The following is a 21120-nucleotide window of genomic DNA, read 5'->3' on the forward strand; positions in this document are numbered from 1 at the left end:
TAGGTCGTCGCCAGTTTTTATTAAAAGCCTCAAGATTATTTCTTGAGGCTTTTTTTATGGTTATACTTTTTTGTAAAATGTATTAAGTAAAATGTAAGTTCTACATCTAACAAATCAACTATGTTTTATAAAACAAGAAGCTTCCAATCAGCAAATAAGAGGCTTCTAATTAGTCAACAAGAAGCTTCCCTTTTTTTTACTCAGAACTTTTATTCTGTAAGCCTTAAATCTTATGTCTTAACTTATTATTCATAACTCAGCTCTTACATTATTAATGTTTATATTCTTTTGCTTATATTCTATGAATAAATATAAATGAAAGGAAAAGAGCGAGGGAACGTCTTAATATTATTTGTTAAAGATTCGTTTTATTAGATTGAACATAATCAAATAGAAAACTATAGAAATAATCATCAATTCAATATTAGTATTCAAATAGTTGATTATTTCCTTGGGTTGGTTAAAGATTGTTTTTATCAAATCTATCGATCCAGAAATTAATTTGTATTGATAAGTGATTATTATTCTATATACAATGTAGATCATCACAAATTGGTTGAAAAGACCATATAAAAATATAAATGTTTCTTTTTTACTTGTTAATTTAAACTTGAAAGGATTTTTAAAGAACCTGCTTACGCTATTAGTACTACTTGGTAAAAGATTTGGAATATCTGTAAGATCCGAGACTATCCAATAGCCATCTGTACGAATAAATGGAATCAATTGATAAAGAATAATCATTGTACTAATACCTATCACATCTAATAATTGGTGATTATGTGTAATAAGATAGACGATATATAATGCTGCAATTATAAAAAGTTGTACATAAACGCCTGCTAAGTTTGTAATAATTCGTTCTTGTTTTTTGGCAGACCAAATGGGCGTGATATTTGAATAAAAGACTGGAAAAATGAAATAAATTCCAACCCCAACTTCTCCATTTTTTTTTGTAAATCTATTACAAGCTGCAACATGTCCAAATTCATGAATAAAAGCACTCACTAAATACAATAGAAATAAAAGAAGCATATATTCTTTCTCAAGATGAAAATGATGCATTTGAGTAAGATTATATATAGAGAGGCTAAATAATATTGTAAATACAATCCAAAAGAAAGTAGGTTGAAATAGAGGCTGTAATAGTTTTGAAATTGAAGCTGCGTTTTCTTTAGAAATTAATTTTGTTTCGAAAAGAATAAATGATTTTTCTTTTTTTTGCTGACTATTTACTTTATCTAACTCTAAACTTTTTAGATTTTGTTTTACAATTTTGTCGAAATCTTCATTAGAAACATAATCAAATTCTTGAATGAAGTCTTGATAAGAGTTCTCAAGATTATAGTGATTTCGTTTTAAGATTTCTAATAAAATTTTTATTTCTTCACTTACAATAAAAAATTTTTCTGAATGTTCTAAGACCCAAGTTTGCTCATTTTTTTTTGTGAAAGAAAAATTTATATCTGTTAATGTACTAAGCATTTCTGATCTCATCTATTTGGTTTTTCCAATCTTTAAGTTGAATATCGATTGCATCTATCCAATTAGCAATTTTTACTAAATCATACTTTAATGCAATTTCTTTTGCAGCAGAAAATTGTTCTTCCATAAATTCAAATTGAGGATTAGATAATTCTTCAAGAGCAAAGAAAGCTTTGTGTGTATAGAGTTGATTATCTGGGTGATAATCGTTGTCGTTTTTAAGAAACTGAATAGTATTTGAAATAATATAAGTGAATTGTTTTTCTCGTAAATCATCACCAATATCTGTTATGTCATCATACATTTGTATTCCTTTGAAAATATAAGATAGCATCAATTTTATATCTTCTGATGGATAATCAGATTGTAAAAGATTTATTCCATCTACAATAAAAAAGACTGGAATATGCTTTTCTACAGCAATTTGTTCAAATTCTTCTTTGGATAAAATAGTTGAATCGAAATCCCATAATTTTTCTTTGATTAAAGCATCAAAATAAATTTTACTGTATTTTGCTTTACTTTCGAAAATAGAAGAATCTTCACCAAACAATTTGATAAGTGTCTTAATACAAAGTTCGTAATGATTAGTTAAGTTAACTAAAGGATTAGAATCAAGTAAATTTTTTTCAATAATAATTTCTTGATCTATTAATTTATCTAAGTGAATAATGTAATTATAATACGTTTTTGCAACTAGGTCTAATTGATCTTTTTTTAAACGATTAATTTTCACATTCTCAGTTAGAAAGTCGACAACTTCTCGAAAAAATAGTTGATTAATTTGGCTCATTTAGGGTAGTTTTAAGTTGATACGAAAGTATAATTTTTATAGGAAGTATAAAAATAATTTTGTTAAATATTTGATAATTAATGATTTTAGTAATATATTTACTTCACCTAAAATTATAAAACTACCAATTACTATGAAAAGACTCTCTATTATTTTTTCTGCAAATTACTTCATGCAGATTTTATAAAATCAACACTGGATATTTCGTTTTTACATTAATTTTTTTTAGAAAAATTTTATTGTAATCTACGATTGTATTAATCTGTAAATAATCATAAACAACTATAAACCTATGTTAAAGAATTTTACTTTTTTAGCGACGTTATTTTTATCTGTTTTATATGCCCAGGTAGAAATATCAAATAAAAATAAACCAGAAATAGATAATGCTACTGATGGTATTTATGTTAATTTTTCTGATAAAGGTGTTTTACTTCCACGAATATCATTGAATTCATTAACAGAACTTAAAAATTCCTCTGGAGTTAATTTTCCTAAACAAGGAGATGCCTCTCAAATGATTGTATATAATACAAATAGAGCTTTAGGAGAGGGGTTTCATTTTTGGGATGGATCAAAATGGCGTGCTTTGTTAGATTTTGAAAATGTTATTGCACAGTTAAATTCTTCTGTGATGTATTCTGCAAATGCAAATGGTATTGATATTGGAAGTGATAAGAGTTATGTTCAAGGTAGTGAAACAACTCTACCTAATTATACGTTCAATCAATCAGGAACTATTGCAACTAATAGAAATTTTATACCATTAAATATTTCAAAAATAGTACGTACAAATAAGCCTAATAACAAAGTGTCTTTTACGTTTACAGGAATTGCTCAAATTCAACAAAGTAATAGTTTATTGACCTTTGCAATAGGAGTTTTTGTAGATGGACAATTAAAATATGTTGAAAATTATACAGGTAATTTTACTTCAAATAGCTGTGGTTTTGTTCCTGTAGATTTGGATGGAATAATTCTCAATTTGTCAACTACTCAAGATCATACAATAGATGTGAGAATACATCCACGAAGAAGTTATGATTTATCTACACCAGCAACTACATATGCTTACACATTTGGAAAATCTATAGGAACATGTACTAATTTACCATCTGAAGTAATGAAATCAAGATTAATATTAACAGTAAAAGAGTAAACCTATGAAAAAAATATTACTTTCAATAATTGTCTTATCAAGTGCTGTTAATGCACAGGTAGCTTTATCGACTAATGTAACCAATGATAACTTGATTTTAGATTCTAAACAAAGTACAACTTCTACAAAAAATGATAAGACCTTTGTTTTACCAAGAAATGCAATGAAGGATCGAAAAGATAAAACTAACGTAGATCTTAGTTTAGGTTCAAATTTACAATCAGGTTTATTAATTTATAATACAAATACCTCTTTAGGAAATGATAAAGGACCTTATTTTTGGTATAATTATACTTCATCTTTAGGAGCTTGGACCCCTTTTGTTTCAACTAAGAATGAAGGTTCGTTAACTAATCTTGCTAATTTAAAAAATTACCCCTTACCAAGTACAACCGATATTGTTTCGGCGACTAATAATCCTACTACAGGACCTTATGCGAATTCTTGGCAAAATAATTTAGGGGATTTGATTACGGATACAAGTAAAAGATGGCAAGTGTTGCCCAATTTTACTCAAGAATTTCAAATATATAATTCAAAAAATATTATTTTTTATCGATTAACAGGTTTTGTAGAAGCATATAGTGCTTCAGCAGAGAAAGCGATAAGTTATGATGTAGGAATTTTTGTAGATGGTAAATTAACTGTGTATAGTCCTTTTTCTTTAGCAGGTAATTCTACTCGAAATTGTATGTATAATGTATTTAGTTTAAGAGGTCTTACGAATGATTTGTCTAATGGAAAACATACCATACAAGTTGCAGTTAAGAATAGAAATATATTAAATTCTAATGCTACTGTAAATGTAACTTATAATAGTAGAAATTCTAACTGCGGTATATCATCTACAGATGGGTATTTACCTAATCAATCTGTAAATGAAGGATTATTAAGTATAAAAATTCAAGAAAATCCATCTATTCTAAATAATTAATTATGAAAAAGTTATTATATATATTACCATTTATAGCTCAATATAGCATAGCTCAAGTTATTATATCTAGAGATACAAATACAACTACAGATTCTTCAGTTGGTTTAGAAATAAGTTCATCTAATCAAGCTGTAGCTTTACCAGAGTATAATATAACGGCATATAATGTTCACCCTTATACTAAAGAACCAAAAGGAGGAGCTATTGTTTTTAGCCCAAATAAAAATGGTGGATTAAATGAAGATTTTTATGGATATTTTTATTGGGATGATGATCAACATTTATGGGTTAAATTATTAGATTCAGTTTCATTTAGTTCTGATAAAGACTTTAGTTCACCCTACTTTTTTACTAATTATGATGGAGCTTCAAATACAAGTATTGGAGTAGATGTATTATCTCCTTTTAGTAACATAAATAACTCAGGTAATACTACATTATCATCAATGACTAATTCAAACCATATTAATGGAACAAACTTGAATGCAATGACTTCAAATTATTGGACAATTGTACCAGCAGGTTTTCAACCAACTTTTAAATTTGCAAAAACAGCTGATGCTTTTGTAAAAGTAAATGCAATGCTTGTAAAACCAGGAGGAGGAACTTTTGATTTTAGTATTGCAATGGGAGTTTTTATTAATGATGTTTTAGTCGCCAATAAAATATTTCCATTTGTTAATCTAGCTGATCAGGGTTATTGTGCAAGAAGAAAAATTACAATTTTAGCTCCTGTAAATAATATTCCTGCAAATATTGATCAGAAAGTAAAAATAGGATTTAAGATTGTAGGAAATAACCATTTCAATTCAACAAATCAGTCCTCTGGTAATAATTTCACGTTGAATAATGGCAAAATATCTGTAGGATTAGGATTTAGTAATACAAACGGTTCAACAGGTACTTATTGTGCTAATTCTAGTTTTCAATCACCAATTAATGTAACAGTATACGGAGTGACTAGATAAAAAAAAATAATCACCTATAAACTTTGTAGGTGATTTATTTATATAAAAACAAAAGAACTTAGTATGACTAAGTTCTTTTTTATTTTTACATCTTATTGATCTCCGCCTCCAGGACCTGGATCTGGAGTTGTTGATCCACCTCCGTGACCTCCACAGAATAAATGTAACAAACAATAGAAGATAAACTCTTTTCTGTCTTCTAATTTCTCTACTTGAAAATCATTAATTGACTTTTTCATAATTAAATAGTTTTTGGGTTAATAATAAATATGTTAGTAGAAAGCAAGGAATGTAATCCCAACTTTTTATTTAATTTTATAATGTAAATGTGGAAGAAGTAAATTATATAATAATTTACAAAATTTGTTTGTATTGAATTGTTTCATAGGTAATAGAGTTATAGTTTGGTATTTCAAATATAGAATAAGTTTTAAATTTTTAATAATAATAAACCGTTTTTAATTCGTTTTAAATCAGCTATTTTAATGTTTTGTTAAAAAATAAACGTTTATTAAGTATTTATAATCTCTAAAATGATCAGATAGGGAATTAAACTTCTTAAAAAAAAGATAAAATATAGATTACTTGAAATAATATTAGAAGTTTATCATTTCAAATTTAATAGCTTTACAGCTTAATATTATTCAATTGGATCAGAAAATATTAGATCACATTTTAAATAAGGATTGGGAACAAGCTTTTAAACTTCTTGTAAAAGATTATCATCAGAGAGTTTATTGGCAAATTCGTCGTATGGTTTTGATTCATGAAGATGCAGATGATATTGCTCAAAATGTTTTTATCAAAATCTATCAAAATTTGAATTCATTCAAAAATGAATCGAAATTATCGACATGGATTTTTAGGATTACTTATAACGAAACCATCAATTTTATTCATAAAAATGCTAAAGAACAAAATGTTTCATTCGAAGATTATTCGATGAATATTGCGGATGATTTATCTACGGATGAATATTATACAGGTGATGAAATTGAGTTGAAATTACAAAAAGCAATCGCAAGTTTGCCAGAAAAGCAGCGTGTAGTATTTATGATGAAATATTATGATGAAATGAAATATGAGCAGATTTCTGAAATTTCGGGTACATCTGTTGGCGCGCTAAAGGCGTCTTATCATCATGCAGTTGCAAAAATTAAAGAATTTTTAGAGGATGAAGATTAAACCTTTTTAACTTTTTTTTGTCTTATGTATGATATGAAAGAAAATGGATTAAAAAATAATTTTAAAGTTCCTGATAATTATTTTAAGAGTTTGGAAGATGAAATTTATCTTAAAAGCTTAAAACAAAAGGAAAATTATACAACTCCAACTAATTATTTTGAAGATTTAGAACAATCAATTTTATCGAAGACTATTGATAAAAAGGAAACAAAAGTTATACATTTCAATATTTGGTGGGCAGCTGCTTGTATATTGCTATTAGCATTGGTTGTTACTCCTTTTGTAATTAATTCTACAGAAAAATCTACAGAAGTTGTAGATACAAAAACAGAAAATCATGTTTACGAGAAGATTTATGATTCATATATAGCGAGCGATCAAAACAAAAAATCGTCCAATGTAACATTAGACGATTCTGATTTTGCTTTATATGATTATTAAGAAATTCTAAATAATTTCTGCACTTAAACCTCGGTTCAATAACTCTGTGCATCGAGGTTTTAAATCTTCTAATTCACCGGTCAAGACTTCGCATTTACCTTTGTAGTGAATCAAAATAGAACATTGTTCCGCTTGTTCTGGCGTGTGTTCACAAACATCAATTAACGATTCGATTACCCAATCAAAAGTATTCACATCGTCATTGTAAACAATAATTTGATATTTGTGCGATTCCTGTTCCAATACATCAACAGCCGAATCTTTTTCCGTTTCCCACATGGGTTGCGTTGCGTATTTTGTCATATCATTTTATTTTTTGAAATGTAGCGCAATCCACTCATTTCGTTGTTTTTTAGATACAAATTTCAAACCATTTTCTGTACAGAAAGCTAAAATATCATCAAAATCTTGCTCCATTAATCCACTTAAGAATAAATCTCCATTTTCATTCAAAACGTTGATATAAGAAGGAATTTGGCTGATTAAAATATTCTTATTGATATTCGCTAAAATAATGTCAAATTGTTTGCTTCCTAAAAGTGAATTATCACCCATTTTAGCATCTAAACTAACACCATTTCGTTTTCCATTTTCGATAGAATTCTCCACAGCCCATTCGTCAATATCGATACATTCTGCATAATTTGCACCACGTTTCATTCCTAAAATTGCAAGAATTGACGTTCCACAACCCATGTCCAAAATATCTTTTCCTGTAAATTCAGTTTCCAAGATATATTCTACCATCAAGTGTGTTGTAGAGTGGTGTCCAGTCCCAAAAGACATTTTTGGTTGAATGATAATTTCGTACGGAATATTTTCAACTGTTTCGTGAAATTCTGCACGAATCAAACATTGATCGTTCACTAAAATTGGTGTGAAATTTTCTTCCCAAGTTGCATTCCAATTTTGTTGTTCAATTTCTTGACGCGTATAAGAAAAATCAATATTCTCAATAGAGTCAATTACTTCTTTTACTTGGTCAATATTTTCGTCAGTTTTTGGCATGTAAGCATCAAAACCTTCTTCGTTTTCAACAAAACTTTCAAAGGGTAGTTCAGAAATCATTGCAATAATAATTTCATTAAAAGGCTCTACTTCCGCAACTTTAAATTTATATTCGATATAATTTGTCATAAAAAAATGTAGAAAACATCAAATTGTTTTCAGCTGCAAATTTACGATTTTTATAATTAATGATAAAGCAGATTATTTGACAAATGGAAAGTCTTTCAAACCAACCATCATTTCACGTTTTCCTGGAGGTCCAGGACGTTTTTGTACAATATAGTCCAAATCTTTCAATCCTCTTTTTATGGTTCCTTTCGCTGCATAAGTAGTAAAAATGGCAGATTTTTTAGTTAAAGAATCAACAATTTCTAACAATTCTTTTTCCCATAATTCTGGTTGAACACGAGAACCAAATGCATCAAAATAAACCAAATCAAAATTATTTTCGTTGATGTTTTTCAGATTGAAAAAATCTTCTTCTACTTTTTTAATTTCAAAATAGGGAGAAATTTTATGCCAATTTTCCCAATTCGAATGAAATAATTGTTGATAATAATCTAAAAATTCTTCTTTTCGATGTTCAAATTCCGGATAAAGTTTGAAAACATTTTCAAAATAATTCACCAATTCAAATTCTTCATCAGAAACTGGAAATTTTTCAATTCCAACATATTGCACTGGAGTTTTATGTTTTTCAGCTTCCATCAAAGTAATGAAAGAATTAAGTCCCGTACCTAATCCAATTTCTATAATTTTTATAGGATTTTTTGTTTCTGTAAAATGATGAAATCCATTTTTTATAAATACATGAAAAGCCTCTTGTACAGCGCCATGCTTAGAATGATAAGATTCATCCCAATCTTCAATATAGATAGTTTTAGATCCATCTTCCGTTTCTTGAATAATTCTTTTCATCGTCGAAAGTTATGATATTTATTATGAAAAAGTGCAAATAAAATGTACCTTTGATAAGCACAAACAAAATATATCATAAAATGATTATAGAAAAAATTGCTGAATCAAAATTTAACGATTCAGTTTTTAACTCTACTACTTTTGGGAAAGAGTTTACAGATCACATGTTGATCGCGCATTACAAAGATGGTAAATGGGATGAGCCAAAAATTGTTCCTTACGGACCAATTTCAATGACTCCAGCAGCGATGTCTTTCCATTATGGTCAAACAATTTTTGAAGGAATGAAAGCCTACAAAAATGATAACGAAGAAGTATTTATTTTCCGTCCAGAGAAAAACTTCGAGCGTTTTAATTTATCTGCGGCACGTCTTAATATGCCTCAAATTCCGAAAGAAATTTTTATTGATGGTTTAGAAGCTATTATTGATATCGATCGTCAATGGGTACCAAAAGATTACGGAACGTCATTATATATTCGTCCAGTAATGTTCGCAACAGAAGAAGCAGTTTCTGCTAGGGCATCTAACGAATATATTTTTGCTATTTTATTAGCTTATGCTCCTAATTATTACGATAAACCTTTATCAGTAAAAATTGCTGATTATTATAGTCGTTCAGCTCAGGGAGGTGTTGGTTTTGCAAAATGTGGAGGAAACTATGCTGGATCTTTCTTTCCAACTTCTGAAGCTCAAAAAGATGGTTATGATCAAGTAATTTGGACAGATTCTATCGAGCACAAATTTATCGAAGAAGCTGGTACAATGAACGTAATGGTACGTATCGGAAATAAAATTTTAACAGCTCCAACTTCTGAGCGTATTTTGAATGGAGTTACTCGTGATTCTGTTTTAACTTTAGCAAAAGATAACGGATATGAAGTAGAAGTGCGTCCTGTAGAAGTACAAGAAATGTATGATGCTTATAAATCAGGAGAATTAAAAGAAGTATTTGGATGTGGAACTGCTGTTGTAATTACACAATATGATGCAGTAGGTTTTGGTGAAGAGCGTGCTCAATTACCAACTTTAGCTGAAGAAGATTCTTTTGCATTACAATTGAAAAAGAAATTAAAAGATATTCAATACGGATTATCTGATGATCCTTACGGATGGAGAATTAAAATAGAAGAACAAGCTTAATTTTGATTAAGTAAGTTTTTTTTAAAAATATAAGTTGACAATTTGATTGTCAGCTTTTTTTGGCACGATATTTAATAATATGTTATACAAAGTACTATATTTGCAAAATGAATGGACTACAGAAATTTTTAATCATCTGTTCAGGGAGTAGTCTTGAACTCTTGAAAAAAACACCAACAGATATCAACAAGCATGTCGGTATTGGAGGTGTCATATTATTTACAGGGATTTTGGCAGCTTTGTCTGCTGGATATGCGTTGAACACTGTTTTTGATAATATATATGCAGCAACAGGTTTTGGTTTGTTGTGGGGATTGATGATTTTTAATCTTGACCGATATATTGTCACATCAATGAAAAAATCAGGTGGATTTTTTCGTCAGTTTTTTGTTGCTTTGCCACGTATTTTGGTTGCAGTTTTATTAGGTATTGTGATTTCGAAACCGTTAGAATTAAAAATTTTCGAGAAAGAAATTAACAAGCAATTGAATATTATTGTCAATCGAAATAAAGCAGAATTACAAAAAGGAATTGATGCACGTTATGCTGAATTGGGAACGCCTTTTTCGAATGAACGAAAAGAAATTTATGCAGAAATTGATAAATTAAGAAATGAGTATAATTCTGCTTCTACCGAATTGGAAAAAGAAGTTGTGGGTACACAAACTGAAACAACAACTGGTCGCGAAGGTTATGGACCAAATGCGAAACGAAAAGCCGAATTGAAAAAGCAAAAAGCTGCCGAAATCGAAACTTATATTCAACAATCTGCACCTCGTTTGACTGAAATTAACAAAGAATTGGATCGGTTAAATGTGGCGAAAGAGAAAGAAATTGATGCAGCTAAACCAACCGAAGAAAATTACAATGGATTTGCAGCACGTATGCAGGCTTTAGATGAATTATCAGTTAATAATCCAATTTTAGGAACTGCAGCTATTTTTATAGCTCTTGTGTTTATCTCGTTAGAAACTGCGCCAGTTTTAGTGAAATTAATCGCGCCAAAAGGACCTTATGATTTTCTATTAGAAAAACATGAACATTCGTTTAAGATTTTTAGTAAAGAATCAATTCAGATTATGGATATCAAATCTGAAAAACGTGTGAAACATGAGTTAGAAAAAGCATAAATAATTAAAAAGTAACTTTAATTTAAAGTTACTTTTTTAATTTTGCACAAGATATGGAAACTTATAAAATAGAAATTTACGGAGAAGACGAAAACCAAATTCAACGAATGGAAGAGGTGATTGCTCCTATAAAAGATATACATGATTATTTTTGGAAAATTCTTTGGGTTGATGGCGAAAGTGAAACGGACGAATATTCGGTTTTCGAATTGCAAGAAGTCATTGATCAACAAGACGGAATTTTTGTGGAATATGATCAGTTAGAAAGTTTATGTTACAAAATGGAACATGTAACGGAAGCGTTGATTATTGGAGATCGAAAAGAAAATAATTTGCATGTAAATATTGAGGACGAAAATTTATATGACAATGAAGTCGTGTTTGAATTTGTGAAAGATTCACATTGGCAAATTTTGACTTCGGATATCAATATTGTAGATACGTTTAAAGTTTTCTTTCCAAATAGTAAAATCATTGATTAAAATTGATTAACTTTAAATCAAATCTCTCATTATGAACACAGAAGAGTTGAAAAAGTTGACAATAGAAAAAATGAGTAAATTGAATGATATCAATATAATTGAGCAAATAAATAATTTACTTGATTTTGAATCAGAAAGTGGAATTTACACTTTAACTGATAAACAAATTGTTCGAGTTGAAGAAGCTAAAGATGAGTATAAAAATTCATCTATAATTAGTGAAAAAGTAGCCAATCAAGAAATTGAAAAATGGTTAAACGAAAAATAATTTGGACAATAACAGCGAATCTTGAACGAAAAGAAATCTTAGAATATTGGATTTTAAGAAATAAATCAAAGAGATTTAGTATCAAATTAAATTATTTAATTCTTCAAACATTAGAAGTTTTACGTGAAAATCCTACAATTGGTCGACGAACAAATATTGATAATGTGAGAGTAAAACTTATCAGAGAATATTTGTTACTCTATGAATTTACTGATGCTGAATTAATTATTTTGAGTATTTGGGATGCTCGCAGAAATATAAAATAAAAGCCACTTTTAGTGGCTTTCTTCTTTATTTTTGATTCAATTTATGAAAAATTTGTAAGGTTTCTTTTGCTTCTTTTACATCGTGAACACGCAAAATTTTTGCACCTTTTTGTAACGCAACCATGTTCAGAACAGAAGTTCCGTTTAAAGCTTCTTGCGGAGTTGTTTCGAATAAATTATAAATCATTGATTTTCTCGAAATTCCGACCAACAAAGGAAAACCTTCAAAACCTAAAGCTTCCATTTTACTGAATAATTCGTAATTATGATCCAATGTTTTTGCAAAACCAAAACCAGGATCCAAAATAATATCATTAACTTTTGCAGCTTTTAACTGTGCAATTTTCTGCGAAAAATATTCGTTTACTTCCAGTGTAAGATCTGCATATTCAGGATTATTTTGCATCGTTTTCGGTGTTCCTTTCATGTGCATCAAAATGTACGGAACTCGAAGTTCTTTGATTGCATCAAACATATTTTCGTCCAATTCCCAACCCGAAACATCATTTATAATAGAAGCGCCAACTTTTACAGCTTCGCGCGCTACATTTCCTCGAAAAGTATCAACCGAAATAATCAATTCTGGATATTCTTCAATAATTTTTTCAATAATTGGCGCAGTTCTATCAATTTCTTCTTGCTCCGAAATATTTTCAGCTCCAGGTTTTGTCGAATAACCACCAATATCAATCATATCAGCACCTTCGGACAAATGTTTTTCAACTTTTTCTAAAATCAAATTCATCGATTGATTACTGCCTCCATCATAAAAAGAGTTTGGCGTTGTATTCAAAATTCCCATAATTTTAGGCTCGTTCAAATCAATCAAACGACCATTACAATTAATTGTCATATCTTAGAAGTTCTTTAAGCAATTTCAATTATTTTTGAAATCGAAACGAAATTATGAAAAATACCTCAATTCAATTTAAAGAAATCATCTCTGTTTGTAGAGATTTATATACAAAAAAATTACAAGATTACGGTCCGGCTTGGCGTGTACTGCGTTTACCATCGTTGACAGATCAAATTTTTATTAAGGTAAATCGCATTCGTACGTTGCAAGAAGCGACAGAGCGTTTGGTTGATGAAGACGAAGAAGGAGAATTTGTGGCGATTGTAAATTATTCGATTATGGCATTGATTCAGCTAGAACTTGGTTTCGCAGATCAGCCAGATTTAACGGACGAACAAGCTATCGATTTTTATGATAAATATGCGACAATTGCGCATGATTTGATGATGAAAAAAAATCATGATTACGGTGAAGCTTGGCGAGATATGCGTGTGAGTTCGATCACAGATTTGATTTATCAGAAAGTTTTGCGCACAAAAAGTATCGAAGATAATAAAGGAAAAACGATTGTATCAGAAGGTTTGGATGCAAATTATTTGGATATGATTAATTATTCGATTTTCGCCATGATTTTAATTAACGAAAAGAAAACTTCATGAGGTATTTGGTACAATTTGCTCGAATTATAGTTGGAGTTATTTTTATAATTTCTGGATTTGTAAAAAACGTTGATCCAATTGGATTAAGTTTCAAATTAGAAGAATATTTCTCACCAACAGTTCTTAATATTCCATTTTTAGAAAGTTTGAGTTTGCCTTTGGCAACATTTTTCTCCATTTTTGAAATAGTTTTAGGCGTTTTATTATTGCTTGGCGTTTGGAAAAGATTTACGACAATAGCTTTATTGTTAACGATTATTTTCTTCACATTCTTGACATTTTATTCAGCTTACTTCAATAAAGTAACCGATTGTGGGTGTTTTGGTGATGCGCTAAAACTAGAACCTTGGACATCATTTTACAAAGATGTTGTGCTTTTGGTGTTGATAATTATTTTAGTGATTGGTCAAAAATATATTAAACCTTTATTCGTTGAAAAAGCGAATTATGTAATCAATTTTGTTACAATTTTAGGTTCTGCAATTATTGCTTATATCGGAATTAATCATTTACCAATCATCGATTTTAGACCTTATGCAGTTGGAAAAAATTTGATTGAAGGAATGAAATCTCCGCAAGAATTAGGTTTAAAACCAACAACATATAAAACGATTTACACCATGAAAAATAGTGTAGATGGAAAAGTGGTTGAAATTGATGATTCGCAATATATTGCAGATGATAAGTGGTACAAACACGGAACGCCTTGGGTGATTGAAGCGGATAAAACGCGTACAATTGTGGAGAAAAAAGGGTACGAACCACCAATTCACGATTTTAATTTTGATTGCAATGGTGTTGATAAAACTTCTGAAATTTTGAATGCGCCGAAAGCGATCGTTTTTGTCATTCCTTTTGTTGAAAAAGTAAACGAGAAACAAATTGCGAAATTAAATACTCTAGGAAAAGAAGCGAAAGCAAAAGGTTTTGTTGTGACAGCGGTTTCGAATAATCCAATTAAAGGTTTAGAATTGGAGAATTGTTTTATGGATCAAACAACGATGAAAACAATTATTCGCTCAAATCCAGGAGTGATGATTTTAGAAAAAGGAACGGTAAAAGCGAAATATCATGACAACGATTTTCCTTCAATTAATCAATTAGAAGAATTATTTTAAAAAGTGATTAATTATATTTTAAATAAAATTTTCTACGGATTTCTAACGCTTTTTGGTGTAGTGACTGTAGTTTTTCTATTGTTTTCGGTTCTTCCTGGTGATCCTGCACGTATGATGCTCGATCAAAAAGAAGATCCTGAACAATTAGCTCAAATTAGAAAAAACTTAGGTTTAGATCAACCTTTGTGGAAACAATATGCTTTTTATATTAATGATTTGTCACCGATTTCATTTCATAATATTGACGAAAACAACACAACATATACTTCGTTAAGTTTTGATAAATACAATTACACAAAATTGATGGATTTCGGAACAAATGAAATGGTCTTGAAAACGCCTTATTTGCGTGAATCTTTTCAAAAACAAGGAAAAAGTGTCAGTACAATTATTGGAGAAACTTTGCCAAATACAATGGTTTTAGCAATTGCGGCTATTATTATTGCAACGTTGATTGGGGTTGCGTTAGGAATTGTTTCTGCTCTGATGAAAGATACTTGGATTGATCGTGTTCTATTAGTGGTGACGAGTTTTGGGATGAGTATTCCGTCTTTCTTTTCGGCGATTATCATTGCCTATATTTTTGCATTTTTAATGCATGATATTACAGGACTGAATATGATTGGAAGTCTCTACGAAGTGGATGATTTGGGGGAAGGAAAACATTTGATGTTGAAAAATCTTATTCTTCCAGCAATTACATTAGGATCTCGTCCGTTAGCGGTTTTTACACAATTAACGCGTAATTCGTTGTTAGAAGTTTTGAACCAAGATTATATTCGTACAGCTTTTGCAAAAGGACTTTCAAGAAAAACAGTGATTACAAAACATGCATTACGAAATGCTCTTAATCCTGTTGTTACAGCAATATCAGGTTGGTTTGCATCGATGTTGGCAGGTTCTGTTTTTGTTGAATTTGTTTTTGGCTGGAATGGTTTAGGAAAAGAAATCGTAAATGCACTAAATACATTAGATTTACCAATTGTGATGGGGGCTGTCTTAGTGATTGCTGTGATGTTTATTGTGATTAATATTTTGGTCGATATTCTTTACGGAATTTTAGATCCTCGCGTTCGAATAAAATAAATCAGTTATAATTTCACGATAAATAATTATCTTGCAGTAAATATTAAAACCAAAATCAAATAAAATACACTTTTTTATGCGTGATAGAATAGTAGCAGGAAACTGGAAAATGAACTTAAATTATGAAGAAGCAATTCATTTAGCAACAAACCTTAATGCTTGGGTGGCAGATAATCATCCAATTGCACAAGTTATAATTGCGCCTTCTTCTATTTATTTACAAACATTGTTAGAAGCTGTAGATGAGCAATATGTTAAGATTTCTTCGCAAGATATTTCTGCTCACGAAAAAGGAGCGTATACAGGAGATATTTCGGCTGAACAATTGGATAGTATCGGATTGGATTTCGCTATTATCGGACATTCTGAGCGTAGAGAATATCAAGGAGAAACAGATATTGTGATTGCTGAAAAATTGAAACAAGCTTTCAAATATCAAATTAATCCAATTCTTTGTGTGGGAGAAAAATTAGATGAACGCGAAGCTGAGAAACATTTTGAAGTTGTAAAAACTCAATTAATGAATGTTTTAGTTGCTCAAAAGCCAGAAGATCTTTCTCGTTTGATTATTGCTTACGAACCAGTTTGGGCAATTGGAACAGGAAAAACAGCTACTCCAGAACAAGCGCAAGAAATTCATGCATTTATTCGTAAAGTTTTGAAGGATGAATTTGGAGTAGAAGTCGCGAATGATACAAGTATTTTGTACGGAGGAAGTGTAAATGCACAGAATGCGAACGAAATTTTTGCTCAACCAGATATCGACGGCGGTCTTGTTGGTGGAGCTTCACTAAAATATGATGATTTTGTGCGGATTATTGCTGCATGTAAATAAAGTTAATGACTCAATCGAAAGGTTGAGTTTTTTTATTTCCTTTTCTAATCTCTCTATTAATCAGTGTTATAATAGGTTTATTGTCTGATTTAAGAAAATTATAACATTTCTTAAGATTAATTAAGAGTTTTCGGAACAGTGTCTGCAAAGTTCTAAATGTACTAACTATTTAAAAAGTATCATTTTTAAACAAAACACATTTATTATGAAAAAATTGACGCAAGTATTAGGAGTCGTAGCAATAGGGTTAGTTTCTTTCTCTTTTACTACAAAAAATGAAATAAAAGTTCCTACAACAGAAATTACAAATAAGGTTGTAGAAGATGCTCCAAAAGTTGTTATTTTAGATATTGTAGATAATATCGCAGCAGATTCAGGAGCTAATATTGCAACAGAATTTAAAACAAAGTTAGAATCTTTGAATAAAGAAAATGTACAGGTTCTTTTATGGAAAGATTTAACTAAGGGGTTAAAAGAAGAAGAGAAAAGATCAATTATTGATAGTTTAAAACCTGAGTTAATTGTAACATTAAACTTTGAAAAAACTGATGATAATACAAATAAAGTTGCCGCAGTTGTTTTTAAACAAAATGTTGCGTTTAACGAAACAGTTAAAGTAGCAAAAGAGTTAACAGAAAACTTAAATTCAACAGCTGTTAAAAATGACGGAGTTTATCAAAACGAATCAAATTATATTCAAGATAATGCAGCTCCATCAATTTTCTTAAGCGTAAAAGTGAAGAATGAACCAACTTCTAACGCAGAAATTGTTGATAAACTTTCTAATTTCATCGAAACAGCGAAAGTTGAAGATGGCACAACTCCAGTTGAAACAACATCAGAAGTAGTAGTAGATTCAGCGGCAGCTACGGTAGACTCAGCTACAACAACAGTAGAAGCGGCGGTACAAGATGTAAAAGCAGCTACGAAAGATGCAAAAACAAAAGTAAAAAAATCTAAAAAATAGAATCCGTTTTTTCGAATATTTCATTTTTATTAATGAAGAAAAAGTAACATTTTGTAATGAAATGTTACTTTTTTTTGTTTTTAATTACAGATAACTTAAGTTTGCTCAAACACTTCCAATTCAATGTCAAAACAAGGTTACATCGCGCGTTATTTCAATATTGTTCGTAAATTATCACAACAAAAATATTGTTCTTATGAAGATTTAGAGCGTTTTTTGGAACGAGAATTTGAAATGCTTCAACTTAATGATGATACATTAGAGTTTAATTTCTCTAAACGTACATTGCAACGCGATATTCGAGAAATCAGAAATATATTGGGAATTGATATAATGTATAGTCGCAGTCAGCGTGGATATTATATTATTCAAGATGATTATAGTTCTGATTTATTTCTGAAAACCTTAGAAGAAATCAATAGTTTTTCTGCTTTGAAATTGACAAATTCGCTCGAATCGATTGTGTATTTGGAAAAAAGAAAACCAAAACGCGCCGAATTTTTACCAGATATTGTACAAGCAATTCAAGGAAAAAAGAAAATTGAATTTCATTATCAAAAATTTGGAGAGGAAAAAGAAACGATTCGTAAAGTTTCGCCAATTGCAATTAGAGAGCATAATAACCGTTGGTATTTGATTGCTGATGATAAAGGAGTTGTTAAAAATTTTGGTTTGGAACGAATGAATAAAGTTTCTATTCTGAAAGAAAAAATTGATGATAATATTGAGTTTAATTACGATGATAAATACAAGTATTCGTACGGGATTATTGTTCCAAGTTCAGAAAAACCAGAGAAAATAGTACTTTCTGTGACCAAAAAACAAGCAGCCTATTTAGAATCTTTACCTTTGCACGAATCTCAGCAAATTTTAGAAACTAAAGATGATGAAGTTTTAATTGGTTTAGAATTATTTTTGACCGAAGATTTTATCAGTGAAATTCTTTCTATGAGTCGTTCGGTTACGATTATCGAACCAAAAAAACTGAAAGAAAAAATCAAAACAATTTTAAATGAGACATTAGAGAAATATAATTAGCGAGTTTCAAATTTCAAAACTCGCTTTTTTTACATTTCTTCAAATTCTAAATCGAAATTCATTCCCAAAATAGCTTTACCAGTAACTTTTTCTCCATTTTCAGGATTGATTAAGCCAGCCATTTTTCCAGTTTTTTGTTTGGTAACCAAATCCAAAATCTGTTTATCAGTTAGTTTTTTACCCATAAACTCAAATGGAATTTTGAATCCACATTCTTTAAAGTTTGCACATCCATAAGCTGCTTTTCCTTTGACTAATTTATGTGTTTTACATTTTGGACAAGTTGCATTTTCCAGATTAATTTCTTCTTTTGGTTTGCGCTCTTTCTTTGGTTTTTCCTCTATTTGAGCTGAATTCTGATGAGAAGCAATTGGTCTGAAGTAACTATTTTTCACATCAAATGTCAATTTCGAAACCATTTCAATCAATTCTTGTTTGAATTGTTCTAATTCGTATTCACCTTTTTCAATCAAACGAAGTTTTCGTTCCCAAACACCAGTCAATTCAGGAGATTTTAATAATTCATCTTGAATGGTATCAATTAAATCAATACCCGTTTGTGTCGCAATTATATTACGTTTTTTCTTTTCGATGTATTTTCTACGAAACAAGGTTTCGATAATATTTGCACGCGTAGAAGGTCGACCAATTCCATTTTCTTTCATCAATTCGCGCATTTCTTCATCATCCACTTGTCGTCCAGCAGTTTCCATTCCGCGCAATAGAGTCGCTTCTGTATAATGTTTTGGCGGAGTTGTTTTTCCTTTGTGAATAAATGGTTCGTGAGGACCTTTTTCTCCAATCTCAAAAATCGGCATTATTTTTTCCTCATCTTTTTCGTCTTCCTTTTTATCTTTTGCATAGACTTCACGCCAGCCCATTTCGAGAATCTGTTTTCCCGTAGCTTTAAAATTTATCGCAGAAAGTTGTCCATCTTTTCCTGTATTTTCAACTTTTCCTTCAACCGTTGTGTTGGCAACTTTACATTCTGGATAAAAAACAGCAATAAAACGTCGTGCAACCAAATCATAAATACGTTTTTCTTCGTTCGATAAACCTTGTGGAAAGATTTCGGTCGGAATAATAGCGTGGTGATCGGTTACTTTTGTGTTATCAAAAACTGCTTTCGACATAGGAATTGGTTGCGTCATCAAAGGAGCAATCAAATTTTGATAAGCGGTTAATTTATTTAAAATTCCTGGAACTTTAGGATGAATATCTTCTGAAAGATAAGTGGTATCAACACGAGGATAAGTCACAAATTTTTTCTCGTAAAGACTTTGTATATATTTTAAGGTATTCTCTGCCGAAAACGCATATTTTTTATTCGCTTCTACTTGTAAAGCAGTCAAATCGAATAGGCGAGGATTTTTTTCGCGTCCCTCTTTTACTTCGAAATCAATAATTTCAAACTCTCGATCTTTGATAAAATCTAAACCTTGTTTAGCTTTTTCTTCAGATTTTAAACGAGGTATTGTTGCATTAAATTCTACTTCTTTGAAAATTGTTTTTAATTCCCAATATTCATCAACCACAAAGGCATTTATTTCTTTTTGACGTTGAACAATCATTGCCAAAGTAGGTGTTTGCACACGACCAATAGAAAGAACCGTTTTTGGCGGCGCAAATTTTTTGGTAAACAATCGCGTAGCGTTCATTCCTAATAACCAATCGCCGATTGCACGCGCTTGTCCAGCAGAAAAAAGATTGAAATATTTTTCTCCATCTTTCAGGTTATCAAAACCTTCTTTAATCGCTTCTTCTGTCAACGAAGAAATCCACAAACGCTTCATTGGTGCTTTTGCACGCGCTTTTAATAACACCCAACGTTGTATCAATTCTCCCTCTTGTCCAGCATCGCCACAGTTTATAATCTCGTCGACTTGATCGTTCGTGACTAATTTTTCGATGATATGAAATTGTTTCGAGACACCTTTATCTGCAATTAATTTAATTCCGAAACTTTGCGGAATCATTGGCAGATAATTAAGATCCCAGCTTTTCCACTCGGGTGTATAATCTTGCGGTTCTTTTAATGTACACAAGTGTCCGAAAGTCCAAGTGACCTGAAATCCATTTCCTTCATAGTATCCATCGTGCTTTTGATTCGCACCAATTACTTTGGCGATATCTTTAGCAACACTAGGTTTTTCGGCAATACAAACTTTCATAGCATTTATAATTATTGAAGTGCAAAAGTCAAAATAATAATTTAATTCTTAAAAAAAAATATAAATATGTATAATTATTGAATAAATTTGCGATTAGGTTAGTTAATGAAAAGATTAATAGTTTTTAAAATTAATAGGTTGTTTTAGGAATTTTTACTGTATTGTTGAAAATTAAGTTATCAATTCGGTAAAAAATAGTGTTGATTTTGAGTGAAATTGAAATTTAACGTGATAACAACGCAAAAAATTTAGAAGAATTAAAAAATTTTCA

Annotated in this window: 24 protein-coding genes; 16 read left to right on the top strand and 8 right to left on the bottom strand. The window is 30.1% G+C overall.

The features are described 5' to 3' along the window. Nucleotides 1-348: 348 nt before the first annotated feature. Both B2217_RS11505 and B2217_RS11510 read right to left on the bottom strand, forming a co-directional pair. Nucleotides 349-1497: a hypothetical protein gene (locus B2217_RS11505; RefSeq protein WP_180905928.1), complete on the bottom strand. Its 1149-nt coding sequence runs from the start codon at nucleotides 1495-1497 to the stop codon at nucleotides 349-351. Next, on the bottom strand, nucleotides 1478-2278 hold the full coding sequence (locus tag B2217_RS11510; protein ID WP_180905929.1) for a hypothetical protein: 801 nt from the start codon (nucleotides 2276-2278) through the stop codon (nucleotides 1478-1480). Before B2217_RS11510 ends, B2217_RS11505 begins: the two co-directional genes overlap by 20 nt. Before the next feature lie 292 nt (nucleotides 2279-2570). Here B2217_RS11510 and B2217_RS11515 point away from each other — a divergent pair, with 292 nt between their 5' ends. The 3 genes from B2217_RS11515 to B2217_RS11525 are packed head-to-tail and all read left to right on the top strand — an operon-like array spanning nucleotide 2571 to nucleotide 5339. Beyond that, a complete protein-coding gene (locus B2217_RS11515; protein ID WP_180905930.1) occupies nucleotides 2571-3437 on the top strand; it encodes a hypothetical protein in 867 nt (288 codons plus the stop codon). Between the two features lie 4 nt (nucleotides 3438-3441). Then, nucleotides 3442-4371, top strand: coding sequence for a hypothetical protein (locus B2217_RS11520; protein ID WP_180905931.1), 930 nt, complete (start codon nucleotides 3442-3444; stop codon nucleotides 4369-4371). 2 nt (nucleotides 4372-4373) lie between these two features. Next, the gene (locus B2217_RS11525; protein WP_180905932.1) at nucleotides 4374-5339 is read left to right on the top strand and encodes a hypothetical protein; all 966 of its coding nucleotides are present in this window, start codon (nucleotides 4374-4376) and stop codon (nucleotides 5337-5339) included. A gap of 92 nt (nucleotides 5340-5431) precedes the next feature. Here the strand turns inward: B2217_RS11525 and B2217_RS11530 are convergent, their stop codons facing one another. Further along, nucleotides 5432-5578, bottom strand: a complete 147-nt coding sequence (locus B2217_RS11530) for a hypothetical protein (RefSeq protein WP_180905933.1) — start codon at nucleotides 5576-5578, stop codon at nucleotides 5432-5434. Between the two features lie 409 nt (nucleotides 5579-5987). On the opposite strand from B2217_RS11530, the gene B2217_RS11535 reads away from it, so the two are divergent. Both B2217_RS11535 and B2217_RS11540 read left to right on the top strand, forming a co-directional pair. Next, entirely contained in the window at nucleotides 5988-6524 is a 537-nt protein-coding gene (locus B2217_RS11535; protein WP_038336888.1) for an RNA polymerase sigma factor, read from the top strand. A 24-nt stretch (nucleotides 6525-6548) separates the two neighbouring features. Continuing rightward, complete coding sequence (locus tag B2217_RS11540) at nucleotides 6549-6965, top strand: hypothetical protein (RefSeq protein ID WP_038336886.1); 417 nt, start codon at nucleotides 6549-6551, stop codon at nucleotides 6963-6965. A gap of 6 nt (nucleotides 6966-6971) precedes the next feature. Here the strand turns inward: B2217_RS11540 and B2217_RS11545 are convergent, their stop codons facing one another. From B2217_RS11545 to mnmD, 3 genes are all read right to left on the bottom strand, one after another. Beyond that, nucleotides 6972-7268, bottom strand: coding sequence for an ATP-dependent Clp protease adaptor ClpS (locus tag B2217_RS11545; protein WP_180905936.1), 297 nt, complete (start codon nucleotides 7266-7268; stop codon nucleotides 6972-6974). A gap of 6 nt (nucleotides 7269-7274) precedes the next feature. After that, a complete protein-coding gene (gene prmA, locus B2217_RS11550; protein ID WP_038336885.1) occupies nucleotides 7275-8102 on the bottom strand; it encodes a 50S ribosomal protein L11 methyltransferase in 828 nt (275 codons plus the stop codon). A gap of 72 nt (nucleotides 8103-8174) precedes the next feature. Then, the gene (gene mnmD / locus B2217_RS11555; RefSeq protein WP_291067782.1) at nucleotides 8175-8891 is read right to left on the bottom strand and encodes a tRNA (5-methylaminomethyl-2-thiouridine)(34)-methyltransferase MnmD; all 717 of its coding nucleotides are present in this window, start codon (nucleotides 8889-8891) and stop codon (nucleotides 8175-8177) included. An 80-nt stretch (nucleotides 8892-8971) separates the two neighbouring features. On the opposite strand from mnmD, the gene B2217_RS11560 reads away from it, so the two are divergent. The 5 genes from B2217_RS11560 to B2217_RS11580 all read left to right on the top strand — a co-directional run bounded on the left by B2217_RS11560 (nucleotide 8972) and on the right by B2217_RS11580 (nucleotide 12179). Next, the gene (locus tag B2217_RS11560) at nucleotides 8972-10033 is read left to right on the top strand and encodes a branched-chain amino acid aminotransferase (RefSeq protein ID WP_291122622.1); all 1062 of its coding nucleotides are present in this window, start codon (nucleotides 8972-8974) and stop codon (nucleotides 10031-10033) included. Nucleotides 10034-10140: 107 nt separating this feature from the next. Next, a complete protein-coding gene (locus B2217_RS11565) occupies nucleotides 10141-11163 on the top strand; it encodes a DUF4407 domain-containing protein (protein WP_052217982.1) in 1023 nt (340 codons plus the stop codon). 53 nt (nucleotides 11164-11216) lie between these two features. Beyond that, entirely contained in the window at nucleotides 11217-11645 is a 429-nt protein-coding gene (locus tag B2217_RS11570; RefSeq protein WP_038336880.1) for a hypothetical protein, read from the top strand. Nucleotides 11646-11676: 31 nt separating this feature from the next. Beyond that, nucleotides 11677-11913, top strand: coding sequence for a hypothetical protein (locus tag B2217_RS11575; protein ID WP_038336879.1), 237 nt, complete (start codon nucleotides 11677-11679; stop codon nucleotides 11911-11913). After that, the gene (locus B2217_RS11580) at nucleotides 11895-12179 is read left to right on the top strand and encodes a type II toxin-antitoxin system RelE/ParE family toxin (protein WP_038336878.1); all 285 of its coding nucleotides are present in this window, start codon (nucleotides 11895-11897) and stop codon (nucleotides 12177-12179) included. Before B2217_RS11575 ends, B2217_RS11580 begins: the two co-directional genes overlap by 19 nt. Nucleotides 12180-12204: 25 nt before the next feature. Here the strand turns inward: B2217_RS11580 and folP are convergent, their stop codons facing one another. Then, nucleotides 12205-13032: a dihydropteroate synthase gene (gene folP, locus B2217_RS11585; RefSeq protein WP_291094716.1), complete on the bottom strand. Its 828-nt coding sequence runs from the start codon at nucleotides 13030-13032 to the stop codon at nucleotides 12205-12207. A gap of 53 nt (nucleotides 13033-13085) precedes the next feature. Here folP and B2217_RS11590 point away from each other — a divergent pair, with 53 nt between their 5' ends. From B2217_RS11590 to B2217_RS11615, 6 genes are all read left to right on the top strand, one after another. Beyond that, nucleotides 13086-13634 (top strand): DUF1599 domain-containing protein, encoded by a 549-nt coding sequence (locus B2217_RS11590; RefSeq protein ID WP_280051635.1) that lies wholly within the window; start codon nucleotides 13086-13088, stop codon nucleotides 13632-13634. Next, a complete protein-coding gene (locus B2217_RS11595) occupies nucleotides 13631-14752 on the top strand; it encodes a BT_3928 family protein (protein WP_291122625.1) in 1122 nt (373 codons plus the stop codon). The genes B2217_RS11590 and B2217_RS11595 overlap by 4 nt, the downstream gene beginning before the upstream one ends. A gap of 3 nt (nucleotides 14753-14755) precedes the next feature. After that, complete coding sequence (locus tag B2217_RS11600; protein WP_291122627.1) at nucleotides 14756-15838, top strand: ABC transporter permease; 1083 nt, start codon at nucleotides 14756-14758, stop codon at nucleotides 15836-15838. Between the two features lie 76 nt (nucleotides 15839-15914). Next, complete coding sequence (gene tpiA, locus B2217_RS11605) at nucleotides 15915-16673, top strand: triose-phosphate isomerase (protein ID WP_291122629.1); 759 nt, start codon at nucleotides 15915-15917, stop codon at nucleotides 16671-16673. A gap of 205 nt (nucleotides 16674-16878) precedes the next feature. Beyond that, complete coding sequence (locus B2217_RS11610) at nucleotides 16879-17640, top strand: hypothetical protein (RefSeq protein ID WP_180905946.1); 762 nt, start codon at nucleotides 16879-16881, stop codon at nucleotides 17638-17640. A 123-nt stretch (nucleotides 17641-17763) separates the two neighbouring features. Next, nucleotides 17764-18678, top strand: coding sequence for a helix-turn-helix transcriptional regulator (locus B2217_RS11615; RefSeq protein ID WP_180905947.1), 915 nt, complete (start codon nucleotides 17764-17766; stop codon nucleotides 18676-18678). A 29-nt stretch (nucleotides 18679-18707) separates the two neighbouring features. Here B2217_RS11615 and B2217_RS11620 read toward each other — a convergent pair whose 3' ends face one another. Next, nucleotides 18708-20849 (bottom strand): type IA DNA topoisomerase, encoded by a 2142-nt coding sequence (locus B2217_RS11620; RefSeq protein ID WP_180905948.1) that lies wholly within the window; start codon nucleotides 20847-20849, stop codon nucleotides 18708-18710. Nucleotides 20850-21120: the final 271 nt, after the last annotated feature.

It is taken from the genome of Empedobacter sp. UBA7620, from assembly GCF_002484185.1.
GTDB lineage: Bacteria > Bacteroidota > Bacteroidia > Flavobacteriales > Weeksellaceae > Empedobacter > Empedobacter falsenii_C.

Bases quoted from the DNA above. Each gene is read 5' to 3' on its own strand.
- B2217_RS11615 (WP_180905947.1), top strand. From the start codon at position 17,764: ATGTCAAAACAAGGTTACATCGCGCGTTATTTCAATATTGTTCGTAAA.
- B2217_RS11580 (WP_038336878.1), top strand. From the start codon at position 11,895: ATGGTTAAACGAAAAATAATTTGGACAATAACAGCGAATCTTGAACGA.
- B2217_RS11530 (WP_180905933.1), bottom strand. From the start codon at position 5,578: ATGAAAAAGTCAATTAATGATTTTCAAGTAGAGAAATTAGAAGACAGA.
- B2217_RS11575 (WP_038336879.1), top strand. From the start codon at position 11,677: ATGAACACAGAAGAGTTGAAAAAGTTGACAATAGAAAAAATGAGTAAA.
- B2217_RS11520 (WP_180905931.1), top strand. From the start codon at position 3,442: ATGAAAAAAATATTACTTTCAATAATTGTCTTATCAAGTGCTGTTAAT.
- B2217_RS11515 (WP_180905930.1), top strand. From the start codon at position 2,571: ATGTTAAAGAATTTTACTTTTTTAGCGACGTTATTTTTATCTGTTTTA.
- B2217_RS11595 (WP_291122625.1), top strand. From the start codon at position 13,631: ATGAGGTATTTGGTACAATTTGCTCGAATTATAGTTGGAGTTATTTTT.
- B2217_RS11560 (WP_291122622.1), top strand. From the start codon at position 8,972: ATGATTATAGAAAAAATTGCTGAATCAAAATTTAACGATTCAGTTTTT.
- B2217_RS11590 (WP_280051635.1), top strand. From the start codon at position 13,086: ATGAAAAATACCTCAATTCAATTTAAAGAAATCATCTCTGTTTGTAGA.
- B2217_RS11525 (WP_180905932.1), top strand. From the start codon at position 4,374: ATGAAAAAGTTATTATATATATTACCATTTATAGCTCAATATAGCATA.
- B2217_RS11565 (WP_052217982.1), top strand. From the start codon at position 10,141: ATGAATGGACTACAGAAATTTTTAATCATCTGTTCAGGGAGTAGTCTT.
- folP (WP_291094716.1), bottom strand. From the start codon at position 13,032: ATGACAATTAATTGTAATGGTCGTTTGATTGATTTGAACGAGCCTAAA.
- mnmD (WP_291067782.1), bottom strand. From the start codon at position 8,891: ATGAAAAGAATTATTCAAGAAACGGAAGATGGATCTAAAACTATCTAT.
- B2217_RS11620 (WP_180905948.1), bottom strand. From the start codon at position 20,849: ATGAAAGTTTGTATTGCCGAAAAACCTAGTGTTGCTAAAGATATCGCC.
- tpiA (WP_291122629.1), top strand. From the start codon at position 15,915: ATGCGTGATAGAATAGTAGCAGGAAACTGGAAAATGAACTTAAATTAT.
- prmA (WP_038336885.1), bottom strand. From the start codon at position 8,102: ATGACAAATTATATCGAATATAAATTTAAAGTTGCGGAAGTAGAGCCT.
- B2217_RS11545 (WP_180905936.1), bottom strand. From the start codon at position 7,268: ATGACAAAATACGCAACGCAACCCATGTGGGAAACGGAAAAAGATTCG.
- B2217_RS11510 (WP_180905929.1), bottom strand. From the start codon at position 2,278: ATGAGCCAAATTAATCAACTATTTTTTCGAGAAGTTGTCGACTTTCTA.
- B2217_RS11570 (WP_038336880.1), top strand. From the start codon at position 11,217: ATGGAAACTTATAAAATAGAAATTTACGGAGAAGACGAAAACCAAATT.
- B2217_RS11610 (WP_180905946.1), top strand. From the start codon at position 16,879: ATGAAAAAATTGACGCAAGTATTAGGAGTCGTAGCAATAGGGTTAGTT.
- B2217_RS11505 (WP_180905928.1), bottom strand. From the start codon at position 1,497: ATGAGATCAGAAATGCTTAGTACATTAACAGATATAAATTTTTCTTTC.
- B2217_RS11540 (WP_038336886.1), top strand. From the start codon at position 6,549: ATGTATGATATGAAAGAAAATGGATTAAAAAATAATTTTAAAGTTCCT.